This window comes from Flavobacterium limnophilum (assembly GCF_027111315.2).
GTDB lineage: Bacteria > Bacteroidota > Bacteroidia > Flavobacteriales > Flavobacteriaceae > Flavobacterium > Flavobacterium limnophilum.
The window spans coordinates 930,866-954,763 of the sequence record NZ_CP114289.2; the positions used below are offsets into that span (position 1 = coordinate 930,866).

Annotated in this window: 24 protein-coding genes; 15 read left to right on the forward strand and 9 right to left on the reverse strand. The window is 36.1% G+C overall.

Translation table 11 applies throughout. The features are described 5' to 3' along the window. Window positions 1–19 precede the first annotated feature (19 nt). From OZP13_RS03710 to OZP13_RS03735, 6 genes are all read right to left on the reverse strand, one after another. Window positions 20–1,633, reverse strand: a complete 1,614-nt coding sequence (locus tag OZP13_RS03710) for a UxaA family hydrolase (protein WP_281298712.1) — start codon at window positions 1,631–1,633, stop codon at window positions 20–22. 31 nt (window positions 1,634–1,664) lie between these two features. Continuing rightward, entirely contained in the window at window positions 1,665–3,101 is a 1,437-nt protein-coding gene (locus OZP13_RS03715) for a tagaturonate reductase (protein WP_281298713.1), read from the reverse strand. Window positions 3,102–3,177: 76 nt separating this feature from the next. Then, entirely contained in the window at window positions 3,178–4,578 is a 1,401-nt protein-coding gene (uxaC, locus tag OZP13_RS03720; RefSeq protein ID WP_281298714.1) for a glucuronate isomerase, read from the reverse strand. An 18-nt stretch (window positions 4,579–4,596) separates the two neighbouring features. Then, a complete protein-coding gene (locus tag OZP13_RS03725) occupies window positions 4,597–5,385 on the reverse strand; it encodes a gluconate 5-dehydrogenase (protein ID WP_281298715.1) in 789 nt (262 codons plus the stop codon). 25 nt (window positions 5,386–5,410) lie between these two features. Next, on the reverse strand, window positions 5,411–6,247 hold the full coding sequence (gene kduI, locus OZP13_RS03730) for a 5-dehydro-4-deoxy-D-glucuronate isomerase (protein WP_269242457.1): 837 nt from the start codon (window positions 6,245–6,247) through the stop codon (window positions 5,411–5,413). Window positions 6,248–6,528: 281 nt separating this feature from the next. Then, window positions 6,529–7,005 carry a hypothetical protein gene (locus tag OZP13_RS03735; protein ID WP_269242458.1) on the reverse strand — a complete coding sequence of 159 codons (477 nt, stop codon included), beginning with the start codon at window positions 7,003–7,005 and terminating at the stop codon, window positions 6,529–6,531. A gap of 455 nt (window positions 7,006–7,460) precedes the next feature. Here OZP13_RS03735 and nadC point away from each other — a divergent pair, with 455 nt between their 5' ends. From nadC to priA, 3 genes are read left to right on the forward strand one after another with little or no spacing between them, the layout of a single operon-like run. Continuing rightward, the gene (gene nadC, locus OZP13_RS03740) at window positions 7,461–8,318 is read left to right on the forward strand and encodes a carboxylating nicotinate-nucleotide diphosphorylase (protein WP_281298716.1); all 858 of its coding nucleotides are present in this window, start codon (window positions 7,461–7,463) and stop codon (window positions 8,316–8,318) included. Window positions 8,319–8,331: 13 nt separating this feature from the next. Continuing rightward, window positions 8,332–9,270 carry a YihY/virulence factor BrkB family protein gene (locus OZP13_RS03745; RefSeq protein ID WP_281298717.1) on the forward strand — a complete coding sequence of 313 codons (939 nt, stop codon included), beginning with the start codon at window positions 8,332–8,334 and terminating at the stop codon, window positions 9,268–9,270. A gap of 37 nt (window positions 9,271–9,307) precedes the next feature. Further along, on the forward strand, window positions 9,308–11,758 hold the full coding sequence (gene priA, locus OZP13_RS03750) for a replication restart helicase PriA (RefSeq protein WP_281298718.1): 2,451 nt from the start codon (window positions 9,308–9,310) through the stop codon (window positions 11,756–11,758). Here the strand turns inward: priA and OZP13_RS03755 are convergent. Then, window positions 11,755–12,450 (reverse strand): LytR/AlgR family response regulator transcription factor, encoded by a 696-nt coding sequence (locus OZP13_RS03755; protein WP_281298719.1) that lies wholly within the window; start codon window positions 12,448–12,450, stop codon window positions 11,755–11,757. The two genes, priA and OZP13_RS03755, sit on opposite strands and share 4 nt — an antisense overlap. A gap of 167 nt (window positions 12,451–12,617) precedes the next feature. Here OZP13_RS03755 and rpsF point away from each other — a divergent pair, with 167 nt between their 5' ends. The 6 genes from rpsF to OZP13_RS03785 all read left to right on the forward strand — a co-directional run bounded on the left by rpsF (window position 12,618) and on the right by OZP13_RS03785 (window position 17,271). Further along, the gene (gene rpsF, locus OZP13_RS03760; protein WP_281298720.1) at window positions 12,618–12,959 is read left to right on the forward strand and encodes a 30S ribosomal protein S6; all 342 of its coding nucleotides are present in this window, start codon (window positions 12,618–12,620) and stop codon (window positions 12,957–12,959) included. 5 nt (window positions 12,960–12,964) lie between these two features. Continuing rightward, a complete protein-coding gene (gene rpsR / locus OZP13_RS03765; protein ID WP_066077030.1) occupies window positions 12,965–13,261 on the forward strand; it encodes a 30S ribosomal protein S18 in 297 nt (98 codons plus the stop codon). Window positions 13,262–13,330: 69 nt separating this feature from the next. Further along, a complete protein-coding gene (gene rplI / locus OZP13_RS03770; RefSeq protein WP_281298721.1) occupies window positions 13,331–13,774 on the forward strand; it encodes a 50S ribosomal protein L9 in 444 nt (147 codons plus the stop codon). A gap of 127 nt (window positions 13,775–13,901) precedes the next feature. Next, entirely contained in the window at window positions 13,902–14,375 is a 474-nt protein-coding gene (locus OZP13_RS03775) for a DUF6495 family protein (RefSeq protein WP_269242462.1), read from the forward strand. 202 nt (window positions 14,376–14,577) lie between these two features. Next, complete coding sequence (ligA, locus tag OZP13_RS03780) at window positions 14,578–16,578, forward strand: NAD-dependent DNA ligase LigA (RefSeq protein WP_281299425.1); 2,001 nt, start codon at window positions 14,578–14,580, stop codon at window positions 16,576–16,578. A 3-nt stretch (window positions 16,579–16,581) separates the two neighbouring features. Continuing rightward, window positions 16,582–17,271, forward strand: coding sequence for a hypothetical protein (locus OZP13_RS03785; protein WP_281298722.1), 690 nt, complete (start codon window positions 16,582–16,584; stop codon window positions 17,269–17,271). Here OZP13_RS03785 and OZP13_RS03790 read toward each other — a convergent pair. Beyond that, complete coding sequence (locus OZP13_RS03790) at window positions 17,261–18,172, reverse strand: bifunctional metallophosphatase/5'-nucleotidase (protein ID WP_281298723.1); 912 nt, start codon at window positions 18,170–18,172, stop codon at window positions 17,261–17,263. The two genes, OZP13_RS03785 and OZP13_RS03790, sit on opposite strands and share 11 nt — an antisense overlap. A 40-nt stretch (window positions 18,173–18,212) precedes the next feature. Continuing rightward, window positions 18,213–18,992, reverse strand: a complete 780-nt coding sequence (locus OZP13_RS03795; RefSeq protein WP_281298724.1) for a 5'-nucleotidase C-terminal domain-containing protein — start codon at window positions 18,990–18,992, stop codon at window positions 18,213–18,215. Window positions 18,993–19,040: 48 nt separating this feature from the next. Between OZP13_RS03795 and OZP13_RS03800 the strand changes: the two genes are divergently transcribed. From OZP13_RS03800 to porD, 6 genes are all read left to right on the forward strand, one after another. Beyond that, window positions 19,041–19,559, forward strand: a complete 519-nt coding sequence (locus tag OZP13_RS03800) for a DUF6913 domain-containing protein (RefSeq protein ID WP_269242464.1) — start codon at window positions 19,041–19,043, stop codon at window positions 19,557–19,559. A gap of 8 nt (window positions 19,560–19,567) precedes the next feature. After that, window positions 19,568–20,455, forward strand: a complete 888-nt coding sequence (gene dapA / locus OZP13_RS03805) for a 4-hydroxy-tetrahydrodipicolinate synthase (RefSeq protein WP_281298725.1) — start codon at window positions 19,568–19,570, stop codon at window positions 20,453–20,455. A gap of 132 nt (window positions 20,456–20,587) precedes the next feature. Then, window positions 20,588–21,427 carry an outer membrane protein assembly factor BamD gene (locus tag OZP13_RS03810; protein ID WP_281299426.1) on the forward strand — a complete coding sequence of 280 codons (840 nt, stop codon included), beginning with the start codon at window positions 20,588–20,590 and terminating at the stop codon, window positions 21,425–21,427. An 8-nt stretch (window positions 21,428–21,435) separates the two neighbouring features. After that, window positions 21,436–21,753: a DNA-directed RNA polymerase subunit omega gene (locus OZP13_RS03815; RefSeq protein ID WP_269242466.1), complete on the forward strand. Its 318-nt coding sequence runs from the start codon at window positions 21,436–21,438 to the stop codon at window positions 21,751–21,753. A 7-nt stretch (window positions 21,754–21,760) separates the two neighbouring features. Further along, entirely contained in the window at window positions 21,761–22,972 is a 1,212-nt protein-coding gene (gene coaBC, locus OZP13_RS03820; protein ID WP_281298726.1) for a bifunctional phosphopantothenoylcysteine decarboxylase/phosphopantothenate--cysteine ligase CoaBC, read from the forward strand. Next, window positions 22,965–23,849 carry a type IX secretion system protein PorD gene (porD, locus tag OZP13_RS03825; RefSeq protein ID WP_281298727.1) on the forward strand — a complete coding sequence of 295 codons (885 nt, stop codon included), beginning with the start codon at window positions 22,965–22,967 and terminating at the stop codon, window positions 23,847–23,849. Before coaBC ends, porD begins: the two co-directional genes overlap by 8 nt. Window positions 23,850–23,898: the final 49 nt, after the last annotated feature.

The window sequence follows — 23,898 nt, forward strand, 5'->3', positions numbered from 1 at the left end:
GATTCAAAATCAGTTCTTTTTACAAAGAAACCCCTCTTTTCCAAGGAATAAATACATCTTGTTTCAGTTGGTCTGCTTTTGTTTCCACGTTTCCGCTCGCCAATTCTATAATATAATCTACAATTTCTGCTCCAACTTCGGTAATGGTTTTTTCACCAGTAATCACAGTTCCAGCATTGAAATCGATAATATCCGACATTCTATTAGTTAATGCCGTGTTCGAAGAAATTTTTACAACGGGTGCAACCGGATTTCCCATCGGATTTCCTAAACCTGTGGTAAATAAAACAACTGTTGCTCCTGATCCAACCAATCCTGTGGTACATTCGGCGTCGTTTCCTGGTGTATTTAGAAGATTTAAACCTGGTTTTGTAATATATTCGGCGTAATCTAAAACATCTACAATTGGTGCAGTTCCACCTTTTTTAGAAGCACCGGCAGATTTCATCGCATCGGTAATTAATCCGTCTTTAATATTTCCCGGAGATGGGTTCATATCAAAGCCTGAACCAGCATCTACAACCGATTTTTCAAAGGCTTTCATTAAAGTTAAAAACTTATCTGCTTTTTCTTCGTCCACACATCGGTTCATCAATTCTTGCTCAACGCCACATAATTCCGGGAACTCAGCCAAAATGGATTTGGCTCCCAAAGCTGCGAAAATATCTGAAACAACTCCCAATGCTGGATTTGCCGATATTCCTGAAAATCCGTCGGATCCACCACATTCCAAACCAATACTTAGTTTTGTAAGAGGAGCAGGTTTACGTTCGATTTTGTTGGCTCTTATAATGGCTTCATAAGAATCTTTAATCACCATTTGGAACATTTTATCGGTAGTTCCAATTTGTTGTTGCTCATAGATCAAAATTTCTTTATCACAATTTGGACTAATTGCTTTCAATGCCTCTTTGAAAATATTCACTTGCAAATTTTGACAACCCAAACTTAAAATAGTTGCACCAGCAACATTCGGGTTGTTCACATATCCTGCAAGTAGTTTTGCCAACAATTCTGAATCTTGTCGAATCCCACCACAACCACCTTGATGGTTGATGAATTTTACTTCGACATTATCTAAAATATTTTCATTAGGATTTTTGGCAGCAACTTCTTCTACGCTTTTTTCTTCAATTAATGAGCGTAATAAATTTTTATAAGAAACTTCTTTTTTTGGAAGTAATTCGTTTTCGAAAATATCTTTCAGTTTTTCGATATTTTTGTTTTCACAAAAAACCAATGGAATAAACAACCAAACGTTTTTGGTTCCAACTTGCCCATCAGTACGGTGGTAACCGTTGAAAGTTTTGTCTTTCCAACGATCTACATTTGGTGGAGTCCAACCTAAATTTCCGGTTTTACCAAAAACTTTTTCACTTTGATGTTTTACATTTTCGGTGGTAATTACTTCTCCTTTTTTTATAGGTTTTACAGCTTTTCCTACCAAAACGCCATACATTATAATTTCATCACCAATTGCAAAATCGCTCTCTGCAATTTTATGTTTTGCTTTAACATCAGTTGTTGGTGATACGGTAGTTCCTTCAAATGTAATTTGTTCGTTTTGTACCAAATCGGTTAAAGCGACAATTACATTATCTGCTGGATTTACTTTTATTAATTTCTTTTGCATAATGCTGATTTTAAGAATTTTCTAATTCAAATTATTTGCTGTAATTAGCAAAACCTTGCTCGATACCGTTAGCTTCGATTTCGTTTAAAGCTAAAACTAAAGCTTCTGATAAACCTTCAATTTTTGTTAAATCTTCACCCCAGAATTCAGTATTGGCCAAGACTTTGGCAACAACCAAATCAAGTGATCCTAATTCCCAGGCGTTTTTAAAGGCTTCCACTAATTCGGGAGTATCTTTTACAGGCAAGGCTTCGTTATTCCAGGTTCCTTTGTAGAATTGGATTAAACAAGCCAATGAAAAAGTCAAACTAGTAGGCAATTTTTTCTTTGTATTGTAGTATCCTAATAAACTAGGCAAAACTCTAACTTTGAATTTTGAAATAGAATTCAAGGCAATATCAGCCAATGCGTGTTTGATAAATGGGTTTTTAAAACGATCCATTACCTCTTCACAGTAGGCAGTGATTTCATTTTTGTCCATGGCAAGGGTTTCGCTAATTTCACCAATAACGTTGTCTACGAATTTTCCAGTGAAATCTCCGTTAACTGTTTCCATTACTAATTTGTTTCCGTACAGAAGTGAACAAGGAACCATTGCGGTATGTGCACCATTCAAGATACGAACTTTTATCATTTTGAAAGGACGAATATCGTCAACAATCTTCACGTTCAAATCCGTTTTGTGGAATGGTAATTTAGCTTTCAAATCATCTCCACCTTCGATAGCCCAAAGGAAAAATGGCTCGGCAGCAACGATTAAATTATCTTGGTAATCTAATTTGCTGTTGTATTCTTCAATATTGGCTCTTGGATATCCAGGTACAATTCTGTCCACCAAAGTACTGTGGTAGGTACAAGCATCAGCTACCCATGTTTTAAATGCATCTTCTAATTTCCATAAATCAACATATTGCAAGATGATTTTTTTCAGCGTTTCAGAATTGTAATCAATCAATTCACAAGGGATGATAGTCAAACCTTTAGCGGCATCTCCATTAAAATGTTTGAATCTTTCATATAATAAAACAGTCAACTTTGCAGGAAATGAAGCTGGTGGCTGCATATCTGGAGTATCAGTTCCGATGAATTCAATTCCGGCTTCAGTTGTGTTTGAAACAATAAATTGTAATTCTTCTTCTTTGGCCAATGCCAAATAATCAGCAAATTCAGTATAAGGATTGATTCCTTTTACAATATTGGTGATTAACTCAATATCTTGAATCTTTTCGCCTTTTTTGATTCCGTTCATAAACAAGGTGTAAAGACCATCTTGGTCGTTAATCATGTTTACCATGCCGTCTTTCAATGGCTGAACCATTGCAATTCCAGCATTGAAATCAACTTCTTTGTTTAGTCTTTGAAAAGCGTAATCTACGAAAGCTCTCAAGAAATTACCTTCACCAAATTGTACAACTTTTATTGGGAACTTTTTTTCTAATCCTTGGCTTTTTCTATTTAATTTTTCCATTTTGTGTTTTTATTTTTTTAAAGAAGGAACTAATGATTTAGGTGAAAATCATTAGTTCCTTGCTGAAATTTAGTGTTTAGAATTTGAAATATTCTTTGGCATTATGGTGACTGATGTCCGAAACCATTTTTCCAATCCATTCCATGTCATTTGGCAATTCCCCTCTTTTGATTTCGTCTCCTAAAAGGTTGCAAAGAATACGTCTGAAATATTCGTGTCTTGGGAAAGACAAGAAACTTCTTGAATCGGTCAACATTCCGATGAAACAACTAATCAATCCCATATTCGAAAGGGCGTTTAATTGTTTTGTCATTCCGTCTTTTTGATCTAAAAACCACCATCCTGAACCAAATTGTACTTTTCCGCGAACGCTTCCGTCGTTGAAGTTTCCAATCATCGTTGCCATTACTTCGTTATCGGCAGGATTCAAGTTGTAAATGATTGTTTTGGCCAATTTGTCTTTGCTGTCCAAGGCATTCAAGAAAGCAGACAGTTTTTGTGCTTGTGGATAATCTCCAATAGAATCCCATCCTGTGTCAGGTCCCAAGATTCTGTGCATACGAGCATTGTTGTTTCTCAAAGCTCCCAAGTGAAGTTGTTGAACCCATCCAAATTCATGATAAGTTTCGAACAAGAAGAATAAAACGGCACTTTGGAATTTCAATGCTTCTTCGTTGGTCAATACTCCATTTTCTCTTTTCTTTTTGAAGATGGCAGTAACTTCGCTTTCGGTATAGTTTTCGAAATAAACTTGGTCTAAACCGTGATCACACAATTTGCAACCGTTTTTGTCGAAAAAGTCAATTCTGTTTCTCAAAGCTGAAAGCAAATCAGCATAAGTATTGATGGTGATTCCTGATTTTTCTCCTAATTTGTCAACGTATTCATTGTAACCGTCATTCGAAATAAGGATGGCTCGGTCTGGTCTAAATGCAGTTCCTACTTTTATTTCAAAGTCGCTTTTTAGAATTTGTTCGTGGAAATCTAAAGTATCAATCGGATCTTCGGTAGTACAAACAAATTCAGCATTTACTTTGCGAAGCAAATTTTGAGTACTGTATTCTGGAGAATTGATTTTAGCCGAAGCTTCTTCGTAAATTCTTTCAGCCGATTTTTCGTTTAATAATTCAGTAATTCCGAAATAACGGGCTAATTCTAAATGCGTCCAGTGGTACAAAGGATTACGCATCGTGTATGGAACTGTTTTTGCCCAGTTCATGAATTTTTCTTTATCGGAACCATCTCCAGTAATGAATTTTTCATTCACTCCCAAAGTACGCATAGCGCGCCATTTGTAGTGGTCTCCGTTGATCCAAACTTTAGTAACGTTGTCAAAAATCTTGTCCTCTGCAATAAATTGAGGATTTAAGTGATTGTGATAATCAATAATTGGCTGGTTTTTAGAATAGTTGTGATACAATTCTTCAGCGAATTTATTCTCTAATAAAAAATTATCATGTATGAATGTTGTGCTCATTTTAAATTTCTTAAAATATTATTCGTTAGATGGTTTTCCAATTGTGGCAAGGATTCCTCCATCTACATAAAGAATGTGACCGTTTACAAAATCACTTGCTTTTGAAGACAAGAAGATGGCAGCACCTTGCAAATCCTCAGGTTCTCCCCAACGAGCAGCAGGTGTTCTGCTTATGATAAATTCATTAAACGGGTGTCCGTCCACTCTAATTGGAGCAGTTTGGGTTGTAGCAAAATAACCAGGACCAATTCCATTGGTTTGAATGTTGAATTTAGCCCATTCGGTAGCCATATTTTTAGTAAGCATTTTCAAACCACCTTTAGCAGCAGCATAAGCACTTACAGAATCTCTACCCAATTCACTCATCATCGAGCAAATGTTGATGATTTTTCCACCACCACGTTGAATCATTCCTTTGGCAACATTTTTGGAAACGATGAAAGGACTGATTAAGTCAACAGTGATAACGGCCGTGAAATCTTCAACAGTCATATCAACGATAGGTGTTCTTTTGATGATTCCCGCATTGTTGACCAAAATATCGATTGGACCAACTTCGGCCTCAATTTTTGCAATATTTTCGATAACTGCTTTCTCGTCGCAAACATTAAACACATATCCGTAAGCTTCAAGCCCAACAGATTTGTATTCAGCAACAGCTTTATCCAAGGCTTCTTGCGAAAGGTCGTTTACTACTATTTTTGCACCAGCTTGTCCAAGTCCTTTGGCCATAGCCATTCCTAGACCATGAACTCCTCCTGTTATAAGTGCAGTTTTTCCCGTTAAATCAAAAAGGTTTATTGACATAATTTTTATTTAAATAAGTTGTTAATTATCTTAATTCAGTTATTTTACAAACATCCATATCTGCGTAGTCCAAGTTCTCTCCTGCCATTCCCCAAATAAAGGTGTAATTGCTGGTTCCTGCGCCGGAATGGATAGACCAAGGTGGAGAAATAACCGCTTGGTGATTGTTCATCCAAATGTGTCTTGTCTCTTGCGGTTCACCCATAAAGTGGCAAACGGCTTGGTTTTCTGGAATATCCATGTAAAAATAAACTTCCATTCTACGATCGTGAACATGTGCTGGCATAGTATTCCAAACGCTGCCCGGTTTCAATTCGGTCATACCCATTTGCAATTGACAAGTGGTAACGATTCCGCCAATAATCATTTGGTTTACGGTACGGTGATTGGCTGTTTCCATTGTACCCAATTGCAGTTTGTTGGCTTCTGCCAAACCTACTTTTTTGGTAGGATAGTTTTTGTGTGCTGGAGCCGAATTGATATAAAATTTAGCTGGATTTTTGGCATCATCACTTTTGAAGATAACTTCCGCATTTCCACTTCCAATATAAAGAGCATCTTTGAATCCTAATTCATAAGAAGTTCCTTCGACAACAACCGAACCATTTCCTCCAACATTGATGATTCCCATTTCTCTTCTTTCTAGAAAATAACTGGATTTTAGAGGGTCAATGGTATCAAGTGTCAATGGAGACAAAGGCACTGCGGAACCCGCAATATACCTGTCGTAATGAGAGTAAGTAAGGGTGATTTTTCCTTCCTCCATTAAGTTGTCAATCAAAAATTCTGCCCTTAGTTGTGCGGTGTCGTATTTTTTTACTGCTTGCGGGCTTGAAGCATACCTAGAACTATAGTTTGTCATAAAATAAATAATTAATGTAATCGATTACGCAAAAGTAAATTTAATATTTTAATAAACAATGTTTTTAATTCATTTTTTGTTCATTTTCGCAATATAATATTTTATTTTTACAGATATGCTAACTTAATAGCTTAAAAATTATTGTTAAAGTAGTTTGTGGTTGTGTTTTTTTATCAAATTTTGAGATGAAATTTGAATTTATTTTCAAATAGTAAAGGCGAGTCAAGTTAATTGTTGACTTCTTTGAAAATTTAATAGTTCAGGGATAGAAGTCTTCAAAATTATTCTTTTGGCAATGGAGCTCCAACAGCAATGTCACACCGGTGTTTTTCTTGACCGTGAGGTGGATTCATTCCTTCAGGAGTGGGAGTTGTCACGGCTGGAGTTGGAGCAGCAATAGAGGGAGGGATCGAGTTGTTTTGTTGCGGAACTGTAGCAGCGGGCGTACTTTTTGGTGTCGCTACCGGTAAATTTAAAGGCGCACCAACGGCTATGTCGCAACGATGACCCGGTTGGCCGTGGGCTGGATTCATTCCTTTGGCAACAGCCACTGGAGTTGTCACGGCAGAATTTTGATTAACTGTATTTGGATTTTGGGGAGTCTGGCTCGGCATTACAGTTTGATTTTGCGGTGTATTTGCAGCTTCAGTAAACGGAACTATTTTTGACGGTGTGGCGGTGTCTTGCGGTTCGAGTTCTTTTTTGCAAGAAAGGAATAATAATGAGCTTGCGAAAAGCAGGTTTATATAATATTTCATAAACGGTGTTTTTTTGGGTTTAATGATTTCAAATATAGAATATTATACGATAGGTACATAGATTCGAATCACGATTTTTTATTAATTGTAGCCAGTTGGATGCAAGTAGTGTGTTTTTGAAATAAAAAAAATAAAAAGAGCAAACTCAACGGGGTAGATAAACTGTATTATTATTTTAGGACGGGTCACAAAGCCTACTCAAAGCCTACTCAAAGCCATAGATGAGCCTAGGTTGTGGTACCCTAAAAAAGTACCTAATTAAATGATGTTAATCCATTTTTTTATAACTATTGATAAAGCATGTAGGGTAGTTTTAACCAGTTGGGACTTACTTCAAATAATTACATCATGTGAACAAGATTTTTGGTGCTTATTTTTTCCAAAGAACCCTGCGAACAAATTTTTAAATACACAAAATATATCCTACTTTAGCATTCTTTAAATTTTATCTTAAAATGATTAGCAAAACACAATTCGAAAACGAATTACAACTCATAATACAAAATGGCATCCGTGAAGACGTAGGCGAGGGCGATCACAGTTCCTTGGCCTGCATTCCAGCAACTGCAACAGGAAAAGCGAAATTATTGGTCAAGGAAGACGGTGTCATTGCCGGTGTGGCTTTCGCCAAAATGATTCTCGAATATGTGGATCCAACTTTGCAAATAGAAACTTTTATTGTAGATGGAACTCCCGTGAAAAAAGGCGATGTGGTTTTTCACGTTTCGGGAAGTTCGCAGTCCATCTTGAAGTCTGAAAGGTTGTTGCTGAATTCAATGCAGCGAATGAGCGCCATTGCCACCAAAACCAAAAAATACGTGGATTTGTTGGAAGGAACAAACACGAAAATTCTTGATACTCGAAAAACAACTCCCGGATTCAGGGCTTGTGAAAAATGGGCAGTTACAATAGGTGGAGGCGAAAACCACCGTTTTGCCCTGTACGACATGATTATGCTCAAGGACAACCACAACGATTTTGCCGGCGGAATTACTTTGGCCATTGCTAAAACCAAAGCCTATCTCAAAGAAAAAAATCTGGAGCTTAAAATCATTGTCGAAGCCAGAAACCTCGATGAAGTCAAGGAAATTCTTGAAAATGATGGTATTCACAGAATTTTGATTGATAATCTCGATTTTGAAGATACGAAAAAAGCCGTGGAGTTAATTGGTAATAAATGCCAAACGGAATCCTCGGGTAACATCAACGAAAACACGATTCGCAGTTATGCCGAATGTGGTGTCAATTATATTTCGTCTGGAGCTTTGACGCATTCAATTTATAATATGGATTTGAGTTTGAAAGCTTTTTAAATTCAAATAAACGATGAGCAAAGAGATAGAAGAAAGAATAGAAAGAGTTCCTGTATTGCGCAATATAGTTCGACCATTAAAAAAAGTAAAACTAGCCTGGTTGCAAGGGATTTCTTTGTATGATTTATTGGAATTGTATGGACTCGGAATTGCGGAAAGTGCCTTTTCATATCACGCCAGCGCCATTGCATTCAGCTTTTTTATGGCTTTGTTTCCTTTTGCATTGTTTATACTAAACCTTATTCCTTATATTCCCATAGAGGGTTTTCAGGCAGATTTTCTCCAGTTTGTAAAAGATGGTGTGCCTCCAAACACGTATGATGCGATTGCAAATATTATCAATGATATCTTGAATAATAGCCATTCTGGATTGTTGTCCACGGGGTTTATGTTATCCATTTTTTTGATGGCCAATGGTTTGACTGGTATTTTGGGAGGCTTCGAATCTTCAAAACATGTGTTGATCAAACGAGGTTTTTTGCACCAATATTTGGTGGCTTTGGGAATGTCGTTGGTTTTGTCGCTTTTGTTGTTGGTGACCGTGGCAATAATCGTGGTTTTTGAAGTTTTTATTCAAATGACGATGATTCAGGATGTGTTGAGCGACCAGATTCCGCTAATCATTTTAGGTCGATATGTTTTTGTCATTCTAATGATTTTGATAACGGTATCCATTCTTTTCAAGTTTGGAACTACCCACGACAAAGACAGTGCATTTATTTCCATAGGCTCAGTATTCACGACCATTTTGGTAATTCTGGATTCTTACTTTTTTGGAATTTGGGTACTCCGATTTTCAAAATACAACGAATTGTACGGCTCCATCGGAACATTATTGATTATGATGTTTTACATTTGGATTAATTGCGCCATTTTGCTTCTCGGTTTCGAATTGAACGCATCCATAAAAAAATTGAGACGAAAAAAAGAGGCTGAAATTAGTGCCAAGTAAAGAATTGATTTTTAAAAAATAAAATCCCAAATCCACAATGCATTTTGTTGAAGTAATTTTACCGTTGTCACTCGCCAAGACATTTACTTACAGTATTTCTGAAGCGGAGTACAATTACATCAAAAAAGGGATGCGGGTGGCGGTGCCTTTCGGCAAAAGCAAAATCTATACGGCATTGGTTATCGAAACCCACGAAAACAAACCAGCTTTATACGAAGCCAAGGAAATTCACCAAATCCTCGACGATAAACCCATAGTCACCGAAATTCAAATCGCCCATTGGCAGTGGATTGCAACCTATTATATGTGTGCCATTGGCGATGTGTATCGTGGTGCAATGCCGTCGGCACTTTTGCTCGAAAGCGAAACCATAATTTCCCAAAAACAAGACGGTTTTGTGGATCAAAGCCTGCTGTCAGACGATGAATACCTGATTTATGAGGCCTTGCAACAACAAAGTTCCTTGAAAGTTCAGGATATCATGAATATTTTGAACAAGAAGAATATTTTTCCGGTAATCCAAAAATTGGTAGACAAAAACATTTTAGTGCTTCAGGAAGAGGTTCAGGAAAGTTATGCGCCAAAACTCGTTCGATACGTAAAATTGCATTCCAAATATGAATCCAACGAAGGCTTGGGTGAATTATTGGAAAAACTCAAAAATGCCAACAAGCAAAAGGAAATTGTCTTGAGTTATTTTCAATTAAGTGCTTCAGAGAAAAAACCAATTACCGTTAAGAAGCTTATTGAAGTTGCAAAATCAACGTCAACAATAGTGAAAACTTTAATTGACAAAGAGATTTTCGAAGAGTATTATATTCAAGTAGATCGCGTCAATTTCTCGGGAAAAACCAAGGAAGAACAACTGCAATTAAGCGGAGCCCAACAAACAGCTTTCGAAGAAATTAAAAATGGTTTTACCCAAAAAGAAGTCTGTCTCTTGCACGGAGTAACTTCCAGCGGAAAAACGGAAATCTACATCAAACTCATTGAAGAGTATATTGCGACAGGAAAACAAGTGCTTTATTTGTTGCCTGAAATTGCGCTGACGACCCAATTAGTGGGTAGATTGCGCGATTATTTTGGAAATAAAGTCGCCGTTTTTCATTCGAAATACAGCAATAACGAAAGGGTGGAAGTGTGGCAACAAGTATTGGCAGAATCGCCAAAAACACAAATTGTCATCGGGGCAAGGTCGGCTTTGTTCTTGCCTTTTTCTAACTTGGGATTGGTCATCGTCGACGAGGAACACGAACAAACATTCAAGCAAGTCGATCCGTCTCCAAGATATCACGCCAGAGATGCCTCGATAGTTTTGGCTGCTAGCCATAAAGCAAAAGTATTGTTGGGTTCGGCTACGCCAAGTATTGAAACCTATTTTAATGCACAATCCGGGAAATACGGTTTTGTTGAAATTTTCGAAAGATATGGCAATGTCAGAATGCCGGAAATCGGATTGGTGGATTTGAAAGACAAATATTTCCGCAAGAAAATGTCGGGTCATTTCAGTGATACGTTGATTGAGGGAATTACGACAGCCTTATCTTTGGGCGAGCAAGTTATTTTGTTTCAAAATCGCAGGGGTTTTTCGCCTATTATCGAATGCATGACTTGTGGTCACGTGCCGCAATGTCCGCAATGCGACGTGAGTTTGACGTATCACAAACACAAGAACCAGCTGCGTTGCCATTATTGCGGTTATTCGATGGCAAAACCAACCAATTGTCACATTTGTTCAAGTGTTGATTTGACCACCAAGGGTTTTGGAACGGAACAAATTCAGCAGGAATTGGTCGAATTATTTCCAAATGCCAAAATTGGGCGAATGGATCAGGACACGACTCGTGGTAAATTTGGTTTCGAAAAAATCATTGACAGTTTCAAGAATAGAGAAATTGATATATTGGTGGGAACACAAATGCTGGCTAAAGGATTGGATTTTGACAACGTGAGTTTAGTGGGAATCATGAATGCCGACAATATGTTGTATCATCCTGATTTTAGGGCTTTTGAAAGAAGTTACCAGATGATGACGCAAGTTTCCGGTCGTTCCGGTCGCTCGGAAAAGCAAGGGAAAGTGATTATACAAACCTATAATCCAGATCACAATACAATACAACAAGTGGTAAATAATGATTATGCAGGAATGTATAAAGAACAATTGTATGACAGGCAAATCTATCATTATCCACCTTATTTTAAACTTATAAAACTGACTTTAAAGCACAGGGATTTTGACAAGCTTAAAGAAGGTTCGATGTGGTTGTATCAAGTGATGAAACAAAGTTTTACTATTCCGGTTCTAGGGCCTGAAGAACCGCCTATTTCCAGAATCCGCAACGAGTATATCAGAACCATAATGGTGAAAATCCCGACTAATCAGTCCTTGCAAGGCACAAAAAAAACTATTCAGAAAATACTGAATAGTTTTGAGGCAGTTTCACAATACAGGGCTATCAAAGTAGCCGTGAATGTTGACTTTTATTAGTTAATCGCCAAAGCTCTAACTAAATCTTCTTTTTTATGTCTGCTTAATGGAATTTTAGTAATTCCAATTTCGGCAAATCGGCTGTTGAAGCGCTCCACTTTATCTATATTGATAATGTAAGATTTGTGTACTCTGACAAATTTGTCTTTTGATAAATCCTTTTCGAAAGACTTCATCGTGGAAAGAACCAGATTGCTGTCGTCCTCGGTTACTACTTTTACATAATCGCCAAAAGCTTCAATCCATTTTATTTTAGCGGTGAAAATTTTTAATTTTTTCAAGTTACTCTTAATGAAGATGTGTTCGCCATCTTCTTCGTGGGTTTCAGATCGTAGCATTTGTAAATCGATGGCTCTTTTTACGGAAGCATTAAATCGATCAATGGCTATGGGTTTTTGAAGATAATCGGTAGCATCATAATCAAACGCTTTCATGGCATACTCGGCCTTTGAAGTGATGAAGATGATTTGGGGTTTGGTTTTTAAACCATCCAAAAAATCGAAACCACTTATAACGGGCATTTCAATGTCCAAAAAAATTAAGTCGACATTGTGTATAGTCATGCAACCTCTTGCTTCAATTGCATTGGAAAAATCACCTATTAAATGTAAGTTTGGGTGATTATTTACTAACTTTGTGATAATCATTCTTTGAATGGAACTATCATCTACAACGACACAGTTTAGTTTCATAAAATATTGTTTTTTACGATTCGGGATAGTAAAAGTAATTGCTATTTTTGTAAAAACCAAATCTTTATCGGCTTTTTTTGCATTACAACGAATTAAATCCAATTACGTTTGTTTATTAGAAAAAAATGATTACTTTTGCAGCCAAATTAACAAATAAATAAATATTTATGAATCATTATGAAACTGTTTTCATTTTAAATCCCGTTTTATCTGAAGTTCAGGTAAAGGAAACAGTAAGCAAATTTGAAGATTTTCTTACGTCTAGAGGAGCAGAAATGGTATCTAAAGAGGATTGGGGTCTGAAAAAAATGGCCTACGAAATCCAAAACAAAAAAAGTGGTTTTTATCACTTGTTCGAATTCAAAGTTCCAGGAGAAGTTCTTATCGCTTTTGAAACTGAATTTAGACGTGACGAAAGAGTTATGCGTTTCTTAACTGTAAGTCTTGACAAACATGCTATTTCTTGGGCTGAAAGAAGAAGAGCAAAACTTAAATCTCAAAAAGCTTAATTATCATGGCAACATTACAACAATCTGCTTCAGGAAAAAAAGACGGGGATATCAGATATCTTACGCCTTTGAACATAGAAACGAACAAACAGAAAAAATACTGTCGTTTCAAAAAATCAGGTATCAAATATATCGATTATAAAGATGCTGATTTCTTATTGAAATTCGTTAATGAGCAAGGAAAAATTCTTCCTCGTCGTTTAACAGGTACTTCATTGAAATACCAAAGAAAAGTGTCAGTGGCTGTAAAAAGAGCACGTCACTTAGCATTAATGCCATATGTGGCCGATTTGCTAAAATAATATTAAAAAACTCAGTTGTTGGTTTTCGGAAAACCGAAACCTAACTTCTAATAACAAAAGGACAACAACATGGAAATTATATTAAAAAAAGACGTTCAAAATTTAGGATTTAAGGACGATGTGGTAAATGTAAAAAATGGTTACGGTCGTAACTTTTTAATACCACAAGGATTTGGACAATTGGCTACACCTTCTGCAAAGAAAGTATTGGCTGAAAACCTAAAACAAAGAGCGCACAAAGAAGCTAAAGTTGTTGCAGATGCAAAAGCATTGGCGGAAAGCTTGAAAGCATTGGAGATTAAAATTTTCGCAAAAGCTGGTGGAGAAAAACTTTTTGGATCTATCACTAACATCGATATTGCCGAAGCTTTGGAAAAAGCAGGTCAAGCAATCGAAAGAAAATTTATTACAAGCGGTATCGTGAAACGTACTGGTAAATATGCTGCAAGCATCAGATTGCACAGAGATGTGGTAATTGAATTACCTTATGAAATTATCGCTGAAAAAGCATAATTTTTAAATTTATAGAATTAAATCCCGATGAAAATCGGGATTTTTTTTGTTTAAATTTTTTTAGAATATTTAGAGTTAACTTCTTTATGGTTAAATCTGAAATCTGAAATCCTAAATCTAAAATTAAATGAAATATTCAAGATTAACCAAAGAACAATTCGAAGAATTGTACCAAGAATTCATCAACTTTCTATCAACACAAGCCATAGATAAAGCCGAATGGGACAAAATTAAAATTGAAAAACCAGAAGTTGCCGAACAAGAACTAGACGTTTTCTCTGATTTGGTTTGGGAAGGCGTTTTGGGTAGAGCCGAATATTTGGAACATTTCTCTAAAAATCATATTTTTCTTTTTCAATGTTTCGATACTTACGTACAATCCATTGTCTTGAAATCTTTGGTTCCTGAAACTGATTTTTTGACCAAAGAAGGATTGCAATGGTTGAGCGACAATATGTTTACCGAAACCATCGAAATCAAAACCGGTAAAAAAGTATTTACCGAGGAACGCAATAGTTCTATTTTTCAATTGATACAACAAGGTGCTTTTTTGAGTGACGGACAATTATTCAAACAAATTATTTCGATTATTGAGTCGTAATGTGTCATTTTTCTGTTAAATAGGTTATTTTAGTGCTTTCATTTCAAAAATTAGATTCTACTGGTATTTGTGTGAATGACAAAATATTTTACCATTAAGCGAATTTAGATTTGTCGTGTTCTTAATTCTCTTAATGGTTTAAAATGAAATGCCGACAACATTTCCAGTAGAACCAAAAACTAAAATGCCAATTTTATTTTCTATGGATATTCAAAATACGATTCAAAAATTACGGGAAGAGTTAAATCAACACAACTATAATTATTATGTGTTGGACACGCCAACAATTTCTGATTTTGAATTTGATCAAAAGCTCAAGCAACTTCAAGAGTTAGAAAATCAACATCCAGAATACTATGACGAAAATTCGCCAACGCAGCGTGTTGGAGGCACGATTACGAAAAGCTTCAAAACGGTAAAACACGAGCATAGAATGTATTCCCTTGATAATTCCTATTCCAGAGATGAATTATTGGATTGGGAAAAGCGTCTTCAAAAAGTTCTGGGAGATGTTTCTTTGGAGTATACTTGCGAATTGAAATATGACGGAGCATCTATTTCCATAACCTACGAAAACGGAAAATTAAAACGTGCCGTTACTCGCGGAGATGGCGTTCAAGGCGATGATGTCACCAATAATATCAAAACCATAAAATCAATTCCTTTAAAGTTGAAAGGGAATTTCCCCGATACATTTGATGTTCGTGGCGAAATTATTTTGCCTTTTGCCGGATTCGAAAAAATGAATCAAGAATTGATAGAAATTGGAGAAACTCCTTATTCCAATCCAAGAAATACGGCTTCGGGAAGTTTGAAATTGCAGGACAGTGCAGAAGTTGCAAAAAGACCGTTAGATTGCCTGCTTTATTTTATCATTGGAAACAAATTGCCTTTCAAGTCTCAGTTTGAAGGCTTGGAAACCGCCAGAAAATGGGGTTTTAAAGTGCCGAAAGAAGCCAAACTGGCTCGCAGTTTGGAAGAAGTTTTTCAATATATTGATTATTGGGACATACATAGGCACAATCTTCCTTATGAAACTGACGGTGTGGTTATAAAAGTGAATAGTTTTCAGCATCAAGAGGAATTGGGTTATACAGCGAAATCGCCGCGTTGGGCAATTGCTTACAAATTCAAATCGGAGCAGGTTTCCACAAAATTGAATTCCATTTCATACCAAGTTGGAAGAACTGGAGCCATAACTCCGGTTGCCAATTTAGAGCCGGTTCAATTGGCTGGAACCATCGTGAAAAGAGCTTCCTTGCACAATGCCGACCAAATAGAAAAGTTGGACATTCGCATTGGCGATACCGTTTTTGTCGAAAAAGGAGGGGAAATTATCCCGAAAATTATTGCAGTGGATTTGAGCAAACGCCCTGAAAATTTGGAACCTACAAAATACATCACGCACTGTCCTGAATGTCAAACCGAGTTGATTCGTGGAGAAGGAGAAGCCAATCATTATTGTCCGAATTTTTATGGTTGTCCTCCACAAATTATCGGAAGAATCCAGCATTATATTTCTCGAAAAGCAATGGATATCGAAGGTCTTGGCGGAGAAACGGTCGCATTACTTTATAATAATAATTTAGTTCACAACTATGCTGATTTGTATGAGTTAACCGTGGAGCAAATTCTGCCATTGGAAAGAATGGCCCAGAAATCGGCTGAAAATTTGGTAAAAGGGGTCTTGAATTCAATAAATATTCCTTTCGAACGAGTGCTGTATGCTCTCGGCATTCGATTTGTGGGAGAAACAGTGGCAAAAAAATTAGCCCAACATTATAAAAATATTGACGCCTTGAGTCAAGCCAGTTTGATGGATTTGGTGTTGGTAGACGAGATTGGAGAGCGCATTGCACAAAGCGTGATTGATTTCTTTGAAAACCAGGAGAACAGGACTATCATTAATCGATTAAAAAGTTACGGAGTTCAATTTGAAATCATCGAAATTATAAATCCGAATGCCACGGATAAACTCGAAGGCAAAACTTTTGTCGTATCAGGTGTTTTTGAAGAATTTTCAAGAGACGATTTGAAAAAAGCCATCGAAGACAATGGTGGAAAAGTAGGAAGTTCCATCTCGACAAAAACAGATTTTGTGGTGGCAGGAGCCAATATGGGGCCGGCAAAACTAGAAAAAGCGGTCAAGCTTAACATTCCAATAATTTCAGAAAATGATTTTCAGAAAATGATAAATGAATAAATAATGAGGAATTTTAGCCAAAAAAGTCATCCTGAAAAAATAATCTTTGTTTTATATTTCATTGTCGCCATCATTGAGATTATTGCCGAATCATTTTCAAATAAACCATTGCTTTTTGTTTTCAAACCATTAATTCCCATATTCTTATTGGTTCTTTATTGGGTAACTTCACAGAAAAGGGATGGTTTTTTTTTCGTTGCAGTTGCTCTAGCCTTGATTACCGATGTGTTTTTTATATCCAATACTGAAAGAATGCTTTTTTTTGGGTTGCTATTCTTTTTTATAAATAGAATACTAATAATCTATTATATCGTTAAGTTGATAAATCTCAAGGATTATATTCCCTTGATTATTGCAATGATTCCTTTCCTGTTTATTTTCTTCTATTTGTTGTTTATTTCTAGCGAGATAACATCAAGGACTTACTATATCGTGATAATTCAAAACATTTTAATTTCAATCTTGGCGGGAATTATTTTGTCACATTATATGATGTTTAGCAACAAAAATGCTACTTGGTTATTTATATTTGGCTTGCTGTCTGTTACCCAATATTTTATTGTTTTTTTAGAGAAATATTATCTCTCGGGAGTCTCGCCCGCTATCTTTAGACCTTTGGCAATGGTTTTGAATACAGGTGTTTATTTCTCTTTTTATAAGTTTGTGGTAGCCAATGAAAAAATTAAACAATAATTGATTTTCCGCTAGATGATTTTGACTTTTCATTGTCAAAATAAAAATCAATTCGCCCCAAATTTATTCCATGGCATCCTACTTGATTTACCAAAACTTCTTTGCCGTCCAAGTTCTTTGTAATTGTTGGTTTAGTCAGAAAAGTGTGTGTGTGGCCACCAATTATCAAGTCGATATCTTTTGTGAGTTCGGCCAATTTCAGGTCGGAGATTTTATCTGAATCCTCTTTTCCATATTTATATCCAAGGTGCGAAAGACAGATAACCAAGTCGCATTTGTTTTCTTTTTTTAGAATTTGAACCATGTCCTGGGCGATTTCAACAGGATTGTGCCAAACTGTTTCTTTGTACATTTTCTTGTCAACCAAACCCTTGAGTTCAATTCCAAGTCCAAAAACGCCAATTTTAATTCCGTTTTTATTGAAAATTTTGAATGGTTTCACGAAACCATCCATCGAAGTGTTCTTGAAATCATAGTTTGCCGATACAAATTCAAAAGTAGCGTGAGGCATTTGGGCAGTTAAACCATCAACACCATTGTCAAAATCATGATTGCCTATGGTTGACAAATCATACTTCATCATACTCATCAATTTGAATTCCAATTCTCCTCCATAATAATTAAAATAGGGGGTGCCCTGAAAAATATCGCCCGCATCCAGTAACAATACATTTGGATTTTCTTGGCGAATGGTTTCAATTAACGCAGCTCTTCTAGCAACACCGCCCATATTTGGATTTCGAGGATCATCCATCGGGAATGGGTCAATATGGCTGTGAACATCATTGGTATGAAGTATGGTTATGTGTTTAATGTCCGATTTAAAACTGCTTAGCGACAAACCTAAACTTAACAAGGCTGTGCTGGCAGCGGTTTTTTCGATGAAATCTCTTCTTTTCATTTTTTATTTAATTTTATTCAGCAATCTAAAATCTGAAATTTTATTCAACACTAACTCGTACATCATTTTTTGCGGTAACCGTATCGACTTCCTTGAAATAATCAATCAAGATATTCCTCAACTTGTAGTCCAGGTCATATTTTTGTGTTCCTTTTTTAAAGAAATTCATGTTGTCTCCTCCGTTAGATAAATAATCGTTGGTAGCAACATAATAGATGGTGTCTTTTTCGACAGGTTTTCCTTGAACCAATATGTTTTTGGCGACATTATCTTTGCCAATCGTAAAAGTGATTCCCGACAAGGGATGTGGTTTTTGAGTGGCAATAAAATAATCGACCAGTTCAAAAATTTGTTCTCCTTTTAATGCAATCACAACGAGACTGTTCTCGAAAGGCATTATTTCATAAGCAGTTCTGGTAGTCACATTACCCTTTGGAAGAATCGAACGAATTCCTCCATGATTAAGAATGCATAAATCAATATTCTTCTTTTCGCGAGCCATAAAAATGATGTTTCCGCGTTGCAAAGTAACATCTGCCATTAAATTGCCAATGGTGGTTTGCCATTTGCCCGAACTCTTGTCCAATGTCTCCGGACAATAAGCCAGAATGCTGTCTAAATCACTGTTGATGTGCTCTCGATACGGTTTGATAAAGTTTTCAATTTGGGCATCTTGTTTTTCTTTATCGGTAATTGCTATTTGTTTTCCTTCTATTTTAGAAACGGAATAATTTTGTTTACCACAAGAAACGCTTAAAAAAAATGTTAAGAATATAACAAAAAGTTTTAAAACGTCATTATAGTTTTTTAGATTTACCATCTGTTATGCAACTTTAATTAATTATTTTTGTAACCACGTAAAAGTAACATGTTTTTAAATTATATAAAGGATTATTTTTTAAAAAGGATATTAAAAAATAGTTTACACAATGTAAAAAGTATTTCTTCGACGGTTCCGATACAAACGGTTGGCGTACTTGTAGATGAAACTTATTTTTTGGAGAAAGAAGCTTTGGTGAAGGAATTGATTGCCAATGGAATTTCTCAAGATAATATTAAAATAATTGTTTATAGGGATAAGTTAAGAAAAAATGAAGCATATTTACAGCCAACATTTAGCATTAAACATCTCAATTGGAATACTGAGATCACCAACCCGGCAGTAAATGATTTCATCAACGACAAGTTTGATTTATTAATAAGTTATTACGATGTGGAAAAAGCAATTTTGCTAAACATTACCCACAATTCAAAAGCCTTGTTTAAAGTTGGGTTTTCATCGATAGACAAGAGATTAAATCATTTGATGATCAATACCAATGCCGAAAATTACAAGGTTTTTGTTCACGAATTATTCAGGTATTTAAAAATATTAAACAAAATTTAAAATAAATTATGCAATCATTAATAGGGACGGGCGTTGCACTTGTGACTCCTTTTAGAAAAGATTTTTCAATTGATACAGAAGCATTAATAAAAATAGTGAATTTCTCCATCGACGGTGGGGTTGAATATCTTGTGATATTGGGTACAACAGCCGAAAATGCCACAATGACCCAAACTGAAAGAGAATTTGTGATCCAAACTATAGTAGAAACCAACAAGGGAAGATTACCGATGGTACTTGGAGTTGGTGGAAACAATACGATGGAAGTTGTCGAGGAATTAAAAACGAGAGATTTATCAAAATTTGCCGCAATTCTTTCCGTTTCTCCTTACTATAACAAACCTACTCAAGAAGGGATTTATCAACATTTTAAAGCTATCTCTGAGGCTTCTCCAATTCCTGTCATTTTGTATAATGTTCCTAGCAGGACAGGAAGCAATATGTTGCCTTCAACCGTTATGAGATTGGCCAATGATTTCAAAAACATTGTGGCCATCAAAGAAGCCAATGGCGATATGGTTCACGCCATGCAATTGCTTAAAAATAAGCCAAAAGATTTTCTGGTACTTTCTGGCGACGACATGATTGCTTTGCCAATGGTTTTGGCCGGTGGTTCTGGCGTTATATCTGTAATTGCCCAAGGTTTTCCAAAAGAATTTTCAGAAATGATACGTTTGGGATTAAATCGGAAAGTGGATGATGCATTCAAATTGCAATACCAATTTTCAGACTGCATCGACATGATTTTTGAACAAGGAAATCCCGCCGGAATCAAACAAGTGTTTCAATCATTGGGAATAGCCGAGAATACGGTTAGATTGCCTTTGGTAAGCGCGGATGAATCGTTGGCCAGAAGGATTGATGAATTTGTAGAGAAAGCCAATAAAATAGCCTAATAAACAGCCCTTTTTTTAATAAAAAAAATATATTTTGTAGTGGCTAAATTAATACCTAAATTTGCCACCGCAACTTAGCTATGGTTTTTGAAAGTCATGTCTTTCTTTTAAATCATGAAAAAAGTAAAAAAAATGAAATCGAAGATTCACGAATCCAAAAAAAATATCATAATTGTGAGTAAAAAAATAGTATCGTTGTTTCTTCTTGTTATCCTTTTGGGTTCTTGCAGTGAATATCAAAAAGCCTTAAAAACCGAAGATGTTGCAGTTAAGTTTGAGATGGCCACTAAATTATATGAAGCAGAAAAATATAATGACGCAATTAGACTTATAGAACAAATTGCTCCGGCATATAGAGGAAAACCTCAGGCCGAGAAATTATTTTACTTGTTTTCAATGTCTTACTATAAAACAAAACAATATTACTTAGCCGCTTATCAATTTGAAAGTTTCGTTTCAGGTTATCCAAAAAGCGAAAAAATAGAAGAAGCTGCTTATTTGGGAGCAAAATGTTTTTCAATGCTTTCGCCGGTATACAGTCTAGATCAAACAGATACTTTTAAAGCTATTGACAAGTTACAGGGTTTTATAGATTCGTATCCAAATTCAGAATACACACCTGAAGCCAATAAAGCATTGAGAGTGTTAAATGAAAAAATAGAGAAAAAAGTCTACGAAAATGCAAAAGGGTATCACACTATTATGGATTATAAATCCGCAATGGTGGCTTTAGATAATTTTGTGGCTGATTATCCCGGAACACCATTCAAAGAAGATGCTCTTTTTTACAAATACGATTCGGCATACCAATTGGGAATAAACAGTATTCCTTCAAAAATGGAAGAGCGATTGAATATTGCAAAAACTGCTTACGGTAGTTTGATAAAATTCAAACCAGATACAAAACACAAAAAGATTGCGGACGAAATGATGGTTCGCATTGAAACAGATTTAAAAAATTTCACTAAATAAACAAAGTCATGGATTTAAGAAAGACAAATGCTCCGGTAAACACGATAACTTACAATAAAACCGTTATTGAAGAGCCTACAGGAAATGTGTACGAAGCGATAACAATTATGGCTAAAAGAGCAAATCAAATCAATTCTGAAATCAAAAAAGAATTGACTGAAAAACTGGAAGAATTTGCTACTTATAACGACAGTTTGGAAGAAGTTTTCGAAAACAAGGAACAAATAGAGGTTTCCAAATTCTACGAAAAATTGCCTAAACCACACGCTTTGGCAGTTCAAGAATGGCTTGACGGTAAAATCTACCACAGAGACGGAAACAAATAATATTATAATGTCAGTTTTAAGCGGAAAGAAAATTTTACTGGGAGTTTCTGGTGGAATTGCAGCTTATAAAACAGCTACGTTAGTTAGACTATTCATAAAAGCAGGTGCACATGTCCAAGTGATAATGACACCTGCTTCTAAGGATTTTATAACGCCACTTACTTTATCGACCTTGTCAAAAAAGCCTGTATATTCCAGTTTTTACGACGAGAGCGAAGACAACGAAAAATGGAATAGCCATGTCGAACTCGGGCTTTGGGCCGATTTGATGCTGGTTGCTCCCGCAACGGCTAATACTTTGTCCAAAATGGCAAACGGCATTTGCGATAACCTCTTGATTGCAATTTATTTATCGGCAAAATGTCCTGTTTATTTTGCGCCAGCAATGGACTTGGACATGTATATTCATCCTTCGACATTGGAGAGTTTCAGTAAATTGGAACAATTTGGAAACACCATGATTCCTGCTGAAAGCGGGGAATTGGCCAGTGGCTTGTCGGGCGAAGGCAGAATGTCGGAACCGGAACACATCGTTGCTTTTCTGGAAGCTGATCTGGAAAGTAGATTACCTCTCAAAGGAAAAAAAATACTGATTACTGCCGGCCCAACATACGAAGCAATAGATCCCGTACGTTTTATAGGAAATCATTCTACCGGAAAAATGGGGTTTGACATAGCCCAAAGTGCCGCAAATCTCGGCGCTTCGGTGATTTTGGTTGCTGGTCCCACTCATTTCAAAATCGAGAATAGTTTGGTGAAAGTGGTTCCCGTGGTTTCTGCCCAAGAAATGTATGAGGCTTGTCACCAATATTATAATGATGTTGACGTGGCGATTGCAGCAGCAGCAGTTGCAGACTATAAACCAAAAAATGTAGCGCTGAATAAAATTAAAAAGGAAGCTGATAATTTCACTATCGAACTCGAAAAAACGAAAGATATTCTGGCTTCTTTGGGCGAAATAAAGAAAAGTCAGTTCTTGATTGGTTTTGCATTGGAAACAGAAAATGAAATTGAAAATGCGAAGTTGAAAATTCAGAAAAAAAACCTAGATTTGATAGTTCTTAATTCTTTGCAGGATGAAGGAGCCGGTTTTGGAAAACCAACCAATAAAATTACTTTTATAGATAGCGATTTCAAGGTGGAACCAATGGAATTAAAATCGAAAGAAGCCGGTGCCGACGATATTTTAAACAAAGTAATAGCCCATTTTTATGCCTAGAATAGTTGTTTTTTTCTTGTTGCTTACCTTTGGATTTGCTCATTCCCAGGAGCTAAATTGCACTGTGACGGTAAATACGCAAAAGCTGGCAAATGCCAATCAGCAGGTTTTCAAAACTTTGGAAACATCGTTGAGCGAGTTTGTCAATAAAACCAGCTGGACTAATAAAGTGTTCAAACAAAACGAAAAGATCAATTGTTCGATGTATATTACCCTTTCGTCCAATGATTCGGATCAATTTTCAGGCACGATACAGGTGCAATCATCAAGACTCGTTTACAATTCCACTTATGCCTCGCCGGTATTCAATTTTAATGACAAAGATTTTAATTTTAGGTACACCGAGTTTGAAAGTTTGATTTTTAATCCCGCTGAATTTGAATCCAATTTGGTTTCAGTGGTTTCATTTTATGCTTACGTAATATTGGGAATGGATGCCGATTCTTTTGTGCCAATGGCGGGAGATTCTTATCTTGATATCGCCCAAAATATTTCGAATGTCGCCCAACAATCTGGGTACAAAGGTTGGAGCCAATCCGATGGAAACCAAAATAGGTATTATTTGATAAACGATTTAGTTTCGCCAACTTATACCGAAGTGCGTCAATCCTTGTATACGTATCATTCAGGCCTGGATTTGATGAGCAATGATTTGAAAGGGGCGAAAGAAAAAATAAAAATGTCCCTGCTTAATCTAGGAAAACTCAATGCGGTAAAGCCAAATGCTTTTTTGACACGCGTATTTTTTGATGCAAAATCAGACGAGATTGCTTCCATCTTTTCGGGTGGACCAAGTATTTCCATAACCGATTTAGTGGATGTTTTGAATAAAACGTCTCCCTTGAATTCCAGTAAATGGGCATTGATTAAGTATTAATTGATTTTCAAATAGTTCCTTGATTCTGCTCATTCCCACAAAAACAATA